At 59.6% G+C, this 13,212-nt stretch carries 14 protein-coding genes; 6 read left to right on the top strand and 8 right to left on the bottom strand.

Annotation, left to right across the window (positions count from 1 at the left end; all coding sequences use genetic code 11):
- Positions 1–231: 231 nt before the first annotated feature.
- The 4 genes from AC0L3I_RS33280 to AC0L3I_RS33295 form a co-directional block, all read right to left on the bottom strand.
- The gene (locus tag AC0L3I_RS33280) at positions 232–513 is read right to left on the bottom strand and encodes a hypothetical protein (RefSeq protein ID WP_473529745.1); all 282 of its coding nucleotides are present in this window, start codon (positions 511–513) and stop codon (positions 232–234) included.
- A 23-nt stretch (positions 514–536) separates the two neighbouring features.
- Positions 537–1,334, bottom strand: a complete 798-nt coding sequence (locus tag AC0L3I_RS33285) for a hypothetical protein (protein ID WP_473529746.1) — start codon at positions 1,332–1,334, stop codon at positions 537–539.
- A gap of 170 nt (positions 1,335–1,504) precedes the next feature.
- Positions 1,505–2,299: a hypothetical protein gene (locus AC0L3I_RS33290; RefSeq protein ID WP_473529747.1), complete on the bottom strand. Its 795-nt coding sequence runs from the start codon at positions 2,297–2,299 to the stop codon at positions 1,505–1,507.
- Positions 2,300–2,314: 15 nt separating this feature from the next.
- Positions 2,315–4,312 (bottom strand): CHASE2 domain-containing protein, encoded by a 1,998-nt coding sequence (locus tag AC0L3I_RS33295; protein WP_473529748.1) that lies wholly within the window; start codon positions 4,310–4,312, stop codon positions 2,315–2,317.
- 194 nt (positions 4,313–4,506) lie between these two features.
- Between AC0L3I_RS33295 and AC0L3I_RS33300 the strand changes: the two genes are divergently transcribed.
- Positions 4,507–6,159 carry a caspase family protein gene (locus AC0L3I_RS33300; RefSeq protein WP_473529749.1) on the top strand — a complete coding sequence of 551 codons (1,653 nt, stop codon included), beginning with the start codon at positions 4,507–4,509 and terminating at the stop codon, positions 6,157–6,159.
- A gap of 221 nt (positions 6,160–6,380) precedes the next feature.
- Here AC0L3I_RS33300 and AC0L3I_RS33305 read toward each other — a convergent pair whose 3' ends face one another.
- Both AC0L3I_RS33305 and AC0L3I_RS33310 read right to left on the bottom strand, forming a co-directional pair.
- A complete protein-coding gene (locus AC0L3I_RS33305) occupies positions 6,381–7,187 on the bottom strand; it encodes an RES family NAD+ phosphorylase (protein ID WP_473529750.1) in 807 nt (268 codons plus the stop codon).
- Positions 7,147–7,521 (bottom strand): antitoxin Xre/MbcA/ParS toxin-binding domain-containing protein, encoded by a 375-nt coding sequence (locus tag AC0L3I_RS33310; protein ID WP_473529751.1) that lies wholly within the window; start codon positions 7,519–7,521, stop codon positions 7,147–7,149. The genes AC0L3I_RS33305 and AC0L3I_RS33310 overlap by 41 nt, the downstream gene beginning before the upstream one ends.
- Before the next feature lie 254 nt (positions 7,522–7,775).
- Here AC0L3I_RS33310 and AC0L3I_RS33315 point away from each other — a divergent pair, with 254 nt between their 5' ends.
- The 3 genes from AC0L3I_RS33315 (at position 7,776) to AC0L3I_RS33325 (ending at position 9,257) form a co-directional block, all read left to right on the top strand.
- A complete protein-coding gene (locus tag AC0L3I_RS33315; RefSeq protein ID WP_473529752.1) occupies positions 7,776–8,195 on the top strand; it encodes a GFA family protein in 420 nt (139 codons plus the stop codon).
- 74 nt (positions 8,196–8,269) lie between these two features.
- Complete coding sequence (locus AC0L3I_RS33320) at positions 8,270–8,629, top strand: diacylglycerol kinase (RefSeq protein ID WP_029352991.1); 360 nt, start codon at positions 8,270–8,272, stop codon at positions 8,627–8,629.
- A gap of 40 nt (positions 8,630–8,669) precedes the next feature.
- Complete coding sequence (locus AC0L3I_RS33325; RefSeq protein WP_473529753.1) at positions 8,670–9,257, top strand: hemerythrin domain-containing protein; 588 nt, start codon at positions 8,670–8,672, stop codon at positions 9,255–9,257.
- 3 nt (positions 9,258–9,260) lie between these two features.
- Here the strand turns inward: AC0L3I_RS33325 and AC0L3I_RS33330 are convergent, their stop codons facing one another.
- Both AC0L3I_RS33330 and AC0L3I_RS33335 read right to left on the bottom strand, forming a co-directional pair.
- Positions 9,261–9,848, bottom strand: a complete 588-nt coding sequence (locus AC0L3I_RS33330; protein ID WP_473529754.1) for a DedA family protein — start codon at positions 9,846–9,848, stop codon at positions 9,261–9,263.
- Complete coding sequence (locus AC0L3I_RS33335; RefSeq protein WP_473529755.1) at positions 9,845–10,408, bottom strand: DUF1003 domain-containing protein; 564 nt, start codon at positions 10,406–10,408, stop codon at positions 9,845–9,847. Before AC0L3I_RS33335 ends, AC0L3I_RS33330 begins: the two co-directional genes overlap by 4 nt.
- Positions 10,409–10,491: 83 nt before the next feature.
- Here AC0L3I_RS33335 and AC0L3I_RS33340 point away from each other — a divergent pair, with 83 nt between their 5' ends.
- Both AC0L3I_RS33340 and AC0L3I_RS33345 read left to right on the top strand, forming a co-directional pair.
- Complete coding sequence (locus tag AC0L3I_RS33340) at positions 10,492–11,205, top strand: DNA-3-methyladenine glycosylase I (RefSeq protein ID WP_473529756.1); 714 nt, start codon at positions 10,492–10,494, stop codon at positions 11,203–11,205.
- A gap of 109 nt (positions 11,206–11,314) precedes the next feature.
- Positions 11,315–13,060 (top strand): NAD+ synthase, encoded by a 1,746-nt coding sequence (locus AC0L3I_RS33345; RefSeq protein WP_473529757.1) that lies wholly within the window; start codon positions 11,315–11,317, stop codon positions 13,058–13,060.
- Positions 13,061–13,212: the final 152 nt, after the last annotated feature.

Below are 13,212 nucleotides of genomic sequence, written 5' to 3' on the forward strand. Positions count from 1 at the left end.
TGCGGGCGCGGCAACCGGATCGTGACCTCTACCTCACCGCGCGCGCCCATCCCGCGCAGCGGGTTCGTTCTCCGGCCCTATTTCGGTCGTTCGAAAACACATTCGGTGGTCGCTTCTGCCGCAAAGCGGACCTCGGGATAGAGAGCGTAGTTGCAAGTATTGGTTGGAGAACCGACCGACACACAAACTCGCCACAAGTGGCCCGCCGCTAAGCTATTGAAATTGCCCGCGTCAAAAGCTGGGGATTTTTTTGGGGCATTCGGAGAGCATATTGGCGAGAACGCGCCTCCCGCACTCCCAAGCTTTCCGCTGTACACCGCGCAGTTGCTGGGCTTCAGCGGCCACAGCAATTCGGCAGAGAATTGTTTCGAATTTGAAGGTGGTAGAGGGAAGGGCGCTGGAAACTAACCTTCTCCGTTTTTCTGACGTCGCGGCATCAGAAAAACTGCCCGCGCGGATCGCGCTGGCTGCTAGAATCCAGAACGCAGTCTGTGCACGGCAGGTGAAACGCACCGAAAGGGTTCCTCAGTCTCCGGTCATGGCTTGGCAACGGGCCTCACTGAAATATTACGCATCATGATGGTAATGCCGTCAGACTGGATAGGTGTGAATTGCGAGGGTTGCCCGTACATTTTCCACTCCGGTCCAAACCCCGCCATGACGGGCCCAAGTATGAAAGTGAGCGTCTTAGGGTTCTTGGGAACACCTGGCTCGCATTGGTTCGTGATGTAGCAATGTGGCGCTTGGTTGGTGGCGGCTCCTTCGGAGCTGTAGATGACGTTGTCATCGCAGCGAACCTTGATCCATCCTTTCTGGTCCTTTGCCCATCGAACCTTCATTGAAAATGCTACCCACTCACCGAAATGTTCCGGGGACTGGCATTGCTTGCCCAGAAAGGTGATGCCATCAACTTTATCCAATTTTAGCATGAAGAGAAAGTTGTGGAGCAGATTGCCCTCCCAACTCGCAATGCGAAGTCGGCTATCATGGGCGCCAGGCAGAAATCCGACCGCATGCCCGTTGTAAAATCCCTTGTAACTTAGCGACGGGTCTACCCACACGTCGAACCGATATTCAATTGCCTGCCCCAGTCGATAATCCCCACCGAAAAGGGCAGAGCGTACGTTTCCATTGTGGCAGTCATTCTCGCCGCGACCGTCTGCATAGTCCCTCGTGCTGCACTGTTGATCGAATACTTGAAAGGTCGTCACTCCGCCCGTGGTCTTTGGTTGATGGGGGCCATTGAACTTGTGGTTGCTGAACCCGGCAGGGTGTTTGTCGGCAAAGCATGGCGAGCTCGAAAGTAACAAAAACATGGCCACAAGTGCGCGCACGATTTGTCCTCCGGGCGATGCGACGCCAGAATATATCAGGGTTGACTAGGGTTGTCGCCGCTTGGGCAGTACCACCGAGCGAACGCTGCAGACCGGGGATGATCGCGTCGCGATACGCGTCGGCCAGTCGCCCAGCCAGCTCAGTCGCGGCACGCCGTGCGGCTGATAACCTATCGAGGTTTTATTACCAGTTGACGCACAAAGGCCAACGCTTGGCGTTTGCAACCGCTGCTCACCATCCATCCAAGCACGTCGAGTGGATTTCCTGTACCGGCGCTCTCCGGCAATACCTTAATTTCGATCGACGCCGATGTCTTGTTGGTCTCGACGGTAAGAGCCTTTACCTCGGGAGGGATGGGGTCCGGAAGCGAGTAGGTGGGCCTGCCGGCGCTCCAGACCAGGCCGTTCAATGGCTCTCCATCGCCGAGGCGAACCGAGAACACCGCGCTGTTACTAATTCCCTGACGCGCCAGAACCATCTCGCCATTCCGGATGCAACCAGGAGCGGATTCGTCGATGGAAACTGCCCAGGGATCATCGAGCCCACTCGGCATTGTTTGGTCGGCGGTGGTGCGCGACCCGCCGATCGACTCAGTTCTCTGCCGCTCATTGGCCAGAAGGCCGGCTATAAGGGCAAGTTTTGAAGGTCCCGCCTGGGCATCGGTGGTCCGCTGTGAACTGCCGGACGTCAAAGCATCTTCAGTGACCACGAAGGCTCCCGGACCCGAAATCGGGTTGACGCTGCCATCCTCGCCGAGCAGGGTTACCACTGTACCAGCTGGAACGTTGATAACGTCGCTTGGCATGAAAAGCTTGCCTGGCGGCAATTCATCAGCCGCCGGCTCGGCCGAAAGGACTACATACTGGCTGCCGGCTGCCGCGTGTTGCGCCGTGACGAGCACGGCCGCCATGGCCGTAACGAACACCAGCGAGGCGCTTTGCGAGGTCGGACGCATGATGCTCATGTCACGATGCTCCTCCTATTTCTCGGCAAGATGAATGTCTGCTCCGAAGCATCCGCTTGCAAGACGGCCATGGTGAAAAGCGATCAAGCCGTCTCGCGGGTAGTTTGTGACCAACAACTCAAACAGCGCTGTCGCGCGCTTGTCGTTGGCGGCGAGTAGCGCATAGGCCTTTGAATACTCCTCGCAAAGTAGCGTGTTTTGTGGCGTATGGTTCAATGCCTCGAAGGCCTCAATGCCTTCGCCCTTGCCCTTGAGGTACAGAACTCCAGTCGGACGGAGCAGGAAGCGCGTCGTTTTTCTTGCAACTTCCGAGCTTATGCAATTTCTGGTGCCAATGAACTTATTTGCTCCCTCCAGCCGGGCTGCCGTGTTTACCGTGTCTCCAATAGCCGTGTAGTTGAAGAACCGATCTCCCCCAAAGTTGCCTACGATCGCCGGCCCGCCATGAATGCCGATGCGGGTAGCGCCGAAGATATGGCCGCGTCCCGCCAATCTTTCCGGCAGCCGCTCCGCCAGATCCTGCACGGCCAAGGTCAGGGCCACCGCACGCTCCGCTTGGTCATTTTGTGCGGCTGGCGCACCAAAGAACCCGACCACTGCGTCGCCGATGATTTTGTCGATGGTCGCCCCATGCTCGACGAACAACTCGCAGAGTCCGCCCAGATACTGATTCAACATGTCTGCGAGCACCTCCGGAGCGAGCTTTTCGCTGAGAGACGTGAAGCCCTCGACATCAGTGAAGACGCAGGTGACCACACGCCTCGCGCCACCGAGACTGAGCGCGGCGGGCTCCTTGACGATGGCTGTGACGACAGCCGGACTGACATATTTCGAGAAGGCGCTCTGAATGAACTGGCGTGCCTTGGCGTCCCGTCTCCACGCTAGGAACCCAACGAAGGCGGACAGCCCGAGCACAAGGAATGCAGGTGCGACCATCGGAAAGAGGATTGCGAACCGTGCGAAGGCCAACGCCTCACCGATCCACGCCAGCAGCAGCGCACCGGCGATCGCAAGAGGTTTGAGAGCCACCGGCATGGGTCGCCATGCGATCCACAAGCAAAACAGCCCGACAACGAACATCGGCGCGTAGCCCGCTGCCGGCCAGGGAGTCGTTATCCTGTCCCCGGAAATAAGTCTGGCCAGCGAATGTGCGTGGATGGCGACGCCAGGGAGAACACCGATTTCCGCGCCGTTCAACAACGCGAATGGTGTCGGATGATGATCTATTTGCTGCAGGTCCGCGCCGATCAGAACATATTTTCCCTCGAACCAGCCGAGCGGTGCCAGGGCAACGGCTTGTGCCGGATAGGCTGGAAACTTGAAGGGCAAGCCGCCCGCCGTTCGGTAGTAGATCATCTCCTCCGGCCGGTGGCCGCGGGCTATGCCGGTTGCCGCTGCGATCGCGGCGGGAAAGCTTAGCGTCCAGCCGCCTTCGGCTTCTCGGCCGGGAAAAGCTCCACGGACAACGCCGTCAAGATTGTCATGCGATAATGCGGCAAGGCCCCGCTTTGCCGACGGAGCGAACGCGTTGAGATAGTCGAACTGCTTCTGAGTAAGGCCGTCCATGCGCGAAGCCGAGGCGATCACCACAGGCACGCTGGCGGTTTTGATCAGAGCTTCGAGGCGGGCATCCTTTTCCGGCTCTGTTGCCTGGTCGAACAGAAGGTCGATGCCGATGGCGCGAGGGCGGGCAGTCTCGATCCGTGCCACGACGTCGGCCAAGAAGCCACGATCCAGCGGTGAGCGGTATGGAAAATCCGCGAGAGTCTGTTCTGTTATTGAGACCATCACGATGTTGGGTGGAGGACGGGTGAACGGCGAGATCGACACCATCATCACGTCCCGCAGGATATTCTCCAACGGCGGTGACACGAGAGCGGTCGCGAGGGCCAGCAGAACCAGATAGCCGAGTGATGCGGCGATCCCACCCCGCTCTAGGCTGACGATCCGGCCAAATGTCCGCACGCAGAAGTAGACCCTCAAGCCCAGTGAAGCGCCGCTCGTGAGGAGCATACCCCTTCAGGCGCATCAAGCAAATGCTCGCCCGTTCGCGACAGCACGCAGGGCATGCACAGCCCGGCAGCAGCTACAACGTCCGCCAATGACCATATGGAGTCGCGGGCCCGACTCGTCCGCAACCCGCAGGCCAGGGCTCTTCTCGGTTGCATTAGCGTCTGCTACAGTTCCCTCGGGAGCCGTTTTCTGCCATGCGCAGCGTTTTCATTTTCTTGGTTCTATTGTTTGCGGCTGTTTCGGGACAAGCAATCGCCGAGAAACGCGTTGCGTTGGTGATTGGCAATTCGGCCTACCAGCACGCCGTCCAACTCGCCAATCCGAAGAACGATTCTTCCGACATGACTGCCAAGCTTGAAAGCCTTGGCTTCCAAGTCGTGAGCGACCAGGACCTCGACCTTGCTGGAATGCGTCGCACGGTACGCGACTTCCTGGAAAAGCTCGACGGTGCTGACATGGCGCTGTTCTTCTATGCCGGGCATGGCCTGCAGGTGAATGGCAACAACTACATGGTCCCGGTGGACGCCCAGTTGTCCGGCTACAATGACCTCGACTTCGAGGCCCTTCCGATGGACCTCGTACTTTCAGCGATGGAACGCAGCACCAAGGTCAACCTCATCTTCCTAGATGCCTGCCGGGACAATCCGTTCGCCGAGAAGCTTTCCCGCTCGATGGGGACGCGCTCAGGTTCCGTGGGTCGGGGTCTGGCCAGACTTGGCAGCGGCGTTGGTTCACTCATCGCATTCGCAACGCAACCAGGAAACGTGGCGATGGACGGCGCAGGTCGGAATTCTCCGTTCACGACCGCACTGCTCGCGCACCTCGGTACGCCGGGGCAGGATATCACGCGCGACCTCATTGATGTGCGCCGCGATGTGCTAGCTGCGACGGACGGCAAGCAAGTGCCGTGGGAAAACTCCTCGCTCACGGGCGAGATCGTATTGAAGCCTCTCGCCACGGAGCAACCGAAGGCGGTATCTGCCCCCACGCCACAATCAACTGCGCCGGACAATGCGGTTGAACTTGCATATTGGGCAACCATCAAGGACTCGACTGACAAGAGCTTCTTCGAGGCGTATCTGCAGCAATTTCCGACAGGCGCTTTTGCAGCCCTTGCGAAGTTGAAAATTGAAGCCATCGACAAGCGCATCGAGGCGGAAGGGCAGATAGCGCATCTGCCGGAGACGGAGCGCGCGACGAAGGCAAACGACGATACCAAGGCGGCAGAAGTCGCAAGCGTTGAACGGGCCGACCCGCTGACGCAGCCGCCGGCAACTACCACAGACGCCAGCGAACTTGCGCGCGCAACCCAAACGGAACTCTCCCGTATAGGATGTCTTGAAGGCCGGGCTGATGGAAAATGGGGGGCCGGCAGCCGCAGAGCGCTTCAGGACTATGCCAATCGGGAGGACATCAAACTCGCGTCGCTGGAACCTACCGGCGGATTGTTAGATAGACTGAAGGGGGTAGGAGGTCGTGTCTGTCCGCTAGTTTGTGGCGGCGGGACGGAGCCAAAGGACGGCCGTTGTGCGCCGCAGGTGAACGGCCTGAGCGCCTTCGATGGTACATGGAAGTTGGTCAGACGAGCGACGACGAACTGCGGCGACTGGCGCGAACTTTCAACATTCGTTCTCATAAGCAATGGTATAGTATCGTCCAGTTCTGGGTTTATCGGGAGAATTTCTAGTAGCGGCGCCGTCAATATAAAGCATACATTTGTCTATAACGGAAAAACGGGAGGGAACACGCTTACCGGCGTGATAAAGGGTGATAACGGGACTGGCAAGTTTAGGGGCACCGGAGTTGGCAGCGGGTGTTCAGGAAAGCTTGTCATGGAGAGAATGTAGAATGGCGTAGGCCGTTGTGACGACCGCATCACCGGGGGCTGTGCGTGAAGGTCGGCTTCCCAGTCCAGTCATCCTGAAAGCCGACTGTCCGCATTCGGCCCCCCATCAAGACGTTTGGCACATTGGCGCCAAGCGTCCGCTCCTGGCGCATCTTTCCATTTGACCATAGGCGCATCCCACCCCAAGCGGTAGTTTAGCGTCGGATTTTCACTAGTATCTGGTCAGCGGCCGCGCTCCCAGCGCAGTGCGTTGAGCCGGGGATCGGCGGCAAAGGCCGTCCTGGAAAACTCGATCCGCTTTTCCGGGAACTCACAGATCGCCTGCACGCCGAAGGCGCCCAGCCTGATGCGCCAGGTATGGGGTTCCAGCGGTTTCGGCTTGGCAAAGCCGCTACATGCCAGCAGCGCCACATTGGCGCCTTTCGGGTCGCGCACGGAGCGATAGCGGATCGCCTCCAGCCCGGCCTCGCGCGCGACATCGGCAATATTTTGGCAGGCCGCATAGTCGGTCGGGTGCGTCCACGCCGCCGCGTCGCGGTCGAGCGGCGGCCTTGTCAGGTCGATCACCTTTGTGCTCCGTATCGCGGCGGCGAAGGCTGTGTATTCAGCGGCGTCGTGCGGCCAGGGCGTATCCGGCGATTCCGCGAAGAACAGCAAGCGGTAAAAAGCCATCTCGGAAACGGCGGTCATCATGGTTTCCGCCGCATAGTAGACGCCCTTGGTCCTGCCGGCGCGGCCGAAGCGCGAACCGTGCGGGTAGATCGAGCCGTAGCGGAAGGGCGTTGCCAAGAGATAATGCAGATGCCGGCATTCCAAGGGGATTTGCGGCTTGGTTTCCTCGATCAGGTCTTCGAGGAGGGCCTGCTCGTCGAGCGTATCGACGATCTTCAATGTCGAGACGCGGTGCTGCGCCTCGACCATGCGCCAGTATTTGCCGTCGAGCCAGTACTTGCCCTCGAGCTTGGACTTGCCATCGAGTTTGGCGGCTTCAGACGAGAGCGCGTCGGGAGTCCAGATAGGCGATGACATCGATAAGCCCTGATATCGTCACGATTTTTTCGAGCGGGGTGCCGTCGAAGGCCGTGTTGGCGTTCTTCAGCCATGCCCGGGCGACGGTCTTGTCGCCGCCGACTATGGCGTCGAGCGAGCGGAACAGCCGGACGAACAGCACGGCAAGCTCGAACGGCTTGGTTCCACGCTCCAGCAGGAATTCCTGCCTGCGCATGCGCGAAACGGTGGCTTCCGAGACCCCGATGATGGAGGCCAGCATCCTGGCGGTAATGTCCAGCAGGTCTGCGGCGCGCAGCGTGGCCTTGGTCAGGACTGCATTTTCGGCCGTGTTGGCGGCGAGATGGGGCTGCATTGTAAGCGTCTCTCCTTTCTAGTGAAAATATATGCAATAAAAATTTATATGGAAAGATGCTGGCTTTAATCAATTTGGCGGGCCGTCGAGAGGCTGCTCGCGCGGCCCGCCGCTTTGTACAAACCGTGCTGTGCGTGACATGCCCGCCGAGTGTCGCATTTGCTGGGACATAGCCGCTGCAAAACTGGAATCCTGGCAAGCACGCCGATGCCATAAACGGCGATTTCAGGGTGGCGACTGAGTTGGGAGGCAAGATGGACGACGCTCATACCGGATCATGCCTGTGCGGGGCTGTGCGGTTCAGGACGCGCGGGCTGTTGCGCGGCGTGATCTATTGTCACTGCTCGCAGTGCCGGAAGCAAAGTGGTCACTTCTACGCTGCAACCAATGTTCCCAACGCAGACATCACAATAGTGGGCACGGAAAGCATCACCTGGTACGAAGCATCTTCGTTTGCCAGGCGCGGTTTCTGCAAGAAATGCGGCTCGCTGCTGTTCTGGAAGCCGCAGGATCATGAATATGTCTCGGTTTTGGCCGGACTGTTCGACAAGCCCACCGGACTTCAGGGCCAATGCCACATCTTCGTCGGCGACAAGGGCGACTACTACACGATCGACGATGGGCTGCCGCAGTTCGAGAAGTCGACGCCGTCGATCAAGGTCGCCGACGAATGATTTTGCAGAGGTCGCCTTATTCCCTTGATCCGGCCATTGCGCTATCCCCTGCCGGTGGTTCGGAAAGGTTTGGCATGCAGCGGCTGATCGATGCTTTCTTCAATTCAGTGCGGGCATTTCGCAAATTGGCTTCCAGCGAGAAAGCCTTCCAGCAGGAGTTGATGCTGCTCGTGCTTGCCTTGCCACTCGGCTGGTTTGTTTCGGTGTCGTGGCGCGGCTATGCCCTGCTGATCGGCGCAGTGCTGCTGCTGATCATGGTCGAAGTGCTGAACACCGGCATCGAGGCCGCATGCGATGCGTTCAGCCGGGAGTTCAACGTCGATATCCAGCTCGCCAAGGACTGTGGTTCGCTGGCGGTGCTGATTTCGGTGGTGATCGTTGCCGGCGTCTGGGGCATCGCCATCATCGAGCGAATCTTGGGGCTACCGATCTAGTATCTCACCTCTTATATGACAGTCACCAAAGGAGACCGTCATGGGTGAAGGTGCCGATTTTCTGCTGCTCGAGCGGGCAGGCCTGCCGGACGATTTGCGCTGGCTTGCAGAGAAATACCCGCGCGAGATCTGGCAGGCGCATTCCAATATCCATGGCATGGCCAACATGTGGCTGCAGCGGCACGACATGTTCCGCGAGCTCGGCGGCATGCTGACCAACGGCATCGGCGACTATCGCGAGGGCAGGCTGACGGCGCCGGAGTTCGCGCGCTGGTTCGCGCCGCGCCTCAACCATTTTCTCGGTCATCTCGACGGTCACCATAACGTCGAGGACAATCATTATTTTCCGGTCTTCGCCAAGGCGGAGACCCGGCTGAAGCGCGGCTTCGAGATTCTCGATGCCGATCATCACACGATCCATGAAGGGTTGGAGCGCAATGCCGAGGCCGCAAACGCCTTCATCCGCACGCTTCAAGAGAGCGAGGACAAGCAGCGCTTTGCCGCCGATGCCTATGCCGACGAGAACAGCCGGCTGATCGCCATGATGACCCGGCACCTTGCCGATGAGGAAGACCTGATCATCCCGCTGATACTCGATCGTGGCGACCGTGCGCTCTGCATCGACTGATCCTCACCTCTCCTTGCTACGCTCCTTTTTGGCGATGGTGTGAGCGATGAACCAGGCAAGGACGGCCACGCCCAACCCAATCGTCAGGGCGATCAGCAATCGCTCGTGACGGGCCAACGCCTGGCCGACGATGCGCTCCGCGCCCAGCCCGAACACATAGCCGATGGTGGTGAACAATCCGGCCCAGACCATGGATGAAATGACGTTGAGAATGACAAAGCGCGTCACGGCAATGCCGGACAGTCCGGCCGCGATGCCGCCGACAAGGCGCAGGCCATAAATGAAGCGGTTTGACAGCACGAAAATGTCGGGATGGGTGGAGACAAGACGATAGGCGTGGCTGAAACCCGGCCGGCCCTTCAGTTTGACTACGAATGGATGGTCGGCGAAGCTTCGTCCGAGGATAAAGAAAAAGGTATCGCCGACAAAGGCGCCAATGGCCGATGCGAGAAAGGCCTGCCACAGGACGAAGACATGCTGATGCGCGAAAAACCCGCCGAGGAGGGCCGCACTTTCGCCCTCGGCGACACAGCCCAGAAAGACGGCAATCAGTCCATATTGTTCGATGAGATGGTGGATGGCATCCGTCATGAACGCGTCCGCTGCTTTGACAGAATCTCGTCGATCCGCTTCACCTGTTCGGCCAGCTGCGCGATCTCGTCGCGCATGCCAACGATCTGGCTGTGGCGCAGTTCGTCCAGCTTCTCATGCAGCGCCATGATCTCGATCTCGGCCTTGAGATTGACCTCGTAGTCGTGGGCGGCATCGATACGATCGCGCTCGGTCTGGCGGTTTTGCGCCATCATGATCACCGGCGCCTGCAGGGCCGCGACCATGGAAAGCACTAGGTTGAGGAAGATGAAGGGATAGGGATCGAAGGCGTCGCGCGTCAGGAGCCAGACATTGCCCGCCGTCCACAGGATCAGGAAAGCAATGAAGGCCAGGATGAAGGACCACGAGCCGCCGATCCGGGCGATGGTGTCGGCGAGGCGGTCGCCAAACGTCTGATGAAAAGCGACGGCCTTGTTGGTGTCCTTCGAGATCGTGGTGCGTTCGAGCGTGCTTTGCAGCACCTGGCTCTCAACCTGGCTCAGGCCATCTAGCTTTCGCTTCAGCCAGCGCTTTGCCAACTCTTCGATAGTCTTGTTCATGCCGCCTCCGTCGTCAGCGATAGACCTAAAGGCTGCCGGTTCGCACGGGAAGTGGTAGATTGACGCGACAGAGTGAGGAAACAATGATGGATTTTCAGAAAATCCGCGCCCGCGCGGCCAAACGCAAGGGCGGGGAAGCGGTGCTGGCGTCGCTGCTGGGGCCCATGCCAGACAATGCCGCGGTGGCTGACATTACCGATGACCGCATCCTGTCGACGATGGCCGAGCGTGTTTTCGCCGCCGGTTTCGTCTGGCGCGTCATCGAGCAGAAATGGCCGGGTTTCGAAGAAGCGTTCCTCGGCTTCGAGCCGAAGCGGCTGTTGTTCCAGCCTGACGATTTCTGGCACGAGCTGACAGCCGACGAGCGCATCGTGCGCAATCCGCAGAAGATCAAGTCGGTTCGCGAAAATGCGGCTTTCGTCGAGCGGGTGTCGAAGGAGCATGGCGGCTTTGGCAAGTTCCTCGCCGACTGGCCTGAAGACGACCAGGTTGGGCTGATGGCCTATCTCGCCAAGCATGGCAGCCGGCTCGGCGGCAATACCGGCCAGTATTTTCTGAGGTGGCTGGAGTGGGACGCCTTCATCGTCTCGGCCGACATGGCGGCCGCACTGCGCGACGCCGGCCTCGACATCGCCGAAGGCCCGACCTCGAAGCGGGATCTCGACAAGATCCAGAACCAGATCAATGCCTGGGCAACGGAAATCGGCCTGCCGCGCCGGCATATTTCGCGCATTCTGGCTATGTCGATCGGCGAGAACCACTCGCCGGAGGCACTGCGCGAATATATGGGCGAATAAGACACGATCGACATGTCAATCGGTCCGAGACGATCGACATTCGTCGATCGGTCAGTGGTCCAAGCAAACGCCATTGCCCGGCGAATTCTGTCGCGCTAAGTCAGCAGGCATGACCGACAAGACCGCTTCCGACATATTGCGCATCGCCGTCGCCCAGCTCAATCCGACGGTTGGCGACGTCGCCGGCAATCTCGCCAAGGCGCGCGAGGCGAGGGCTGACGCCGCTCGTCAGGGCGCCGACCTCGTGCTGTTCACCGAGCTTTTCCTCGCCGGTTATCCGCCCGAAGACCTGGTGCTGAAGCCAGCGTTCCTGAAGGCCTGCGAGCGGGCGGCGCAGGATTTCGCTGGCGATACTGCCGATGGCGGGCCGGGCGTCATTGTTGGCACGCCGCTGAAGCGCAAGAGCGGCACGCATAATTCGATCATCTTTGCCGATGGCGGCAAGATCCTTGCCGAGCGCTACAAGCTCGATTTGCCGAACTACGGCGAATTCGACGAGAAGCGCGTCTTCCAGGCTGGTCCTGAAATGCAGGGACCGGTCAATTTCCGCGGCGTGCGCCTGGGAATTCCGATCTGCGAAGACATTTGGGGCGATGTCGGCATCTGCGAGACGCTGGCCGAAAGCGGCGCTGAAATCCTGCTGGTGCCGAACGGCTCGCCCTACTATCGCGGCAAGGTCGACGTTCGCCACCAGATCGTCATTCGCCAGGTCATCGAATGCGGATTGCCGATCATCTACGCCAATCAGCTTGGCGGCCAGGATGAGCTGATCTTCGACGGTGCGTCGTTTGCCATAGGTTCCGACAAGACGCTGGCCTTCCAGATGAGCCAGTTCGAGGAGACGGTCAACGTCAGCACCTGGAAGCGCAACCGCGCCGCCGCAGGCGCGCAAAATAGAAACAATGCCGCCGCAGGCGCGCAAAGTGGAAATAATTCCGACGGCTGGGTCTGCTCCGAAGGGCCGATGTCGAAAATACCGGAAAAGGAGGAGGCCGATTATCGCGCCTGCATGCTGGGCCTGCGCGACTACGTCAACAAGAACGGCTTTAGGAATGTCGTGCTTGGCCTTTCCGGCGGCATCGATTCGGCGATCTGCGCAGCACTTGCCGTCGATGCGCTCGGCGAGCAACGGCTGCGCGCCGTGATGATGCCTTACCGTTACACCTCGAAGGACTCGCTCAAAGACGCCGAGGATTGCGCCCGTGCGCTCGGCTGCCGCTATGACATCGTGCCGATCTTCGAACCGGTCGAGGGATTCCTGCATACGCTGACGCAGCTTTTCGAGGGCACCAAGGAAGGCATTACCGAGGAAAACCTGCAGAGCCGCGCGCGCGGCACCATTTTGATGGCGATCTCCAACAAATTCGGCTCGATGGTGGTCACCACCGGCAACAAGAGCGAAATGTCGGTTGGCTACGCCACGCTCTACGGCGACATGAATGGCGGCTTCAACCCGATCAAGGACCTCTACAAGATGCAGGTCTATGCGCTGGCGCGCTGGCGCAATACGCACGTGCCGCCGGGCGCGCTGGGCCCTTCCGGCGAAGTGATCCCGAATAACATCATCGACAAGGCGCCGTCGGCGGAACTGCGCGAGAACCAGACGGATCAGGATTCGCTGCCGCCCTATACGGTGCTGGACGACATCTTGGAGTGTCTGGTCGAGAACGAGATGGGTGTCGACGAGATCGTTGCCCGCGGCCACGACCGGGCGACAGTGACGCGCGTCGAGCACCTGCTCTACATCGCCGAATATAAGCGCCGGCAGGCTGCGCCCGGCGTGAAGATCACCAAAAAGAATTTCGGCCGCGACCGCCGTTATCCCATCACCAACCGGTTCAGGGATGGCGGATAGGCGCCGTTTTTGGCTCCTGTGAAGTGGTTGCGTCCGCACGAGTGGCACAGTCAGCTTGACCGCATTCCGGCCGCCTGACCGAGGAAATCGTACAACCCGCGATTGTTGCAAAATCGCCTCACAGTTGGACCAGATGCGCTTTTCGGCAACTT

This window comes from Mesorhizobium sp. WSM4840, from assembly GCF_055811755.1.

Excerpts from the sequence above, each read along its gene's own strand:
- AC0L3I_RS33335 (WP_473529755.1), bottom strand. The coding sequence starts at position 10,408 with ATGAACAAGACTATCGAAGAGTTGGCAAAGCGCTGGCTGAAGCGAAAG.
- AC0L3I_RS33305 (WP_473529750.1), bottom strand. The coding sequence starts at position 7,187 with ATGTCATCGCCTATCTGGACTCCCGACGCGCTCTCGTCTGAAGCCGCC.
- AC0L3I_RS33320 (WP_029352991.1), top strand. The coding sequence starts at position 8,270 with ATGCAGCGGCTGATCGATGCTTTCTTCAATTCAGTGCGGGCATTTCGC.
- AC0L3I_RS33330 (WP_473529754.1), bottom strand. The coding sequence starts at position 9,848 with ATGACGGATGCCATCCACCATCTCATCGAACAATATGGACTGATTGCC.
- AC0L3I_RS33300 (WP_473529749.1), top strand. The coding sequence starts at position 4,507 with ATGCGCAGCGTTTTCATTTTCTTGGTTCTATTGTTTGCGGCTGTTTCG.
- AC0L3I_RS33340 (WP_473529756.1), top strand. The coding sequence starts at position 10,492 with ATGATGGATTTTCAGAAAATCCGCGCCCGCGCGGCCAAACGCAAGGGC.
- AC0L3I_RS33325 (WP_473529753.1), top strand. The coding sequence starts at position 8,670 with ATGGGTGAAGGTGCCGATTTTCTGCTGCTCGAGCGGGCAGGCCTGCCG.
- AC0L3I_RS33315 (WP_473529752.1), top strand. The coding sequence starts at position 7,776 with ATGGACGACGCTCATACCGGATCATGCCTGTGCGGGGCTGTGCGGTTC.
- AC0L3I_RS33290 (WP_473529747.1), bottom strand. The coding sequence starts at position 2,299 with ATGAGCATCATGCGTCCGACCTCGCAAAGCGCCTCGCTGGTGTTCGTT.
- AC0L3I_RS33310 (WP_473529751.1), bottom strand. The coding sequence starts at position 7,521 with ATGCAGCCCCATCTCGCCGCCAACACGGCCGAAAATGCAGTCCTGACC.
- AC0L3I_RS33345 (WP_473529757.1), top strand. The coding sequence starts at position 11,315 with ATGACCGACAAGACCGCTTCCGACATATTGCGCATCGCCGTCGCCCAG.
- AC0L3I_RS33295 (WP_473529748.1), bottom strand. The coding sequence starts at position 4,312 with ATGCTCCTCACGAGCGGCGCTTCACTGGGCTTGAGGGTCTACTTCTGC.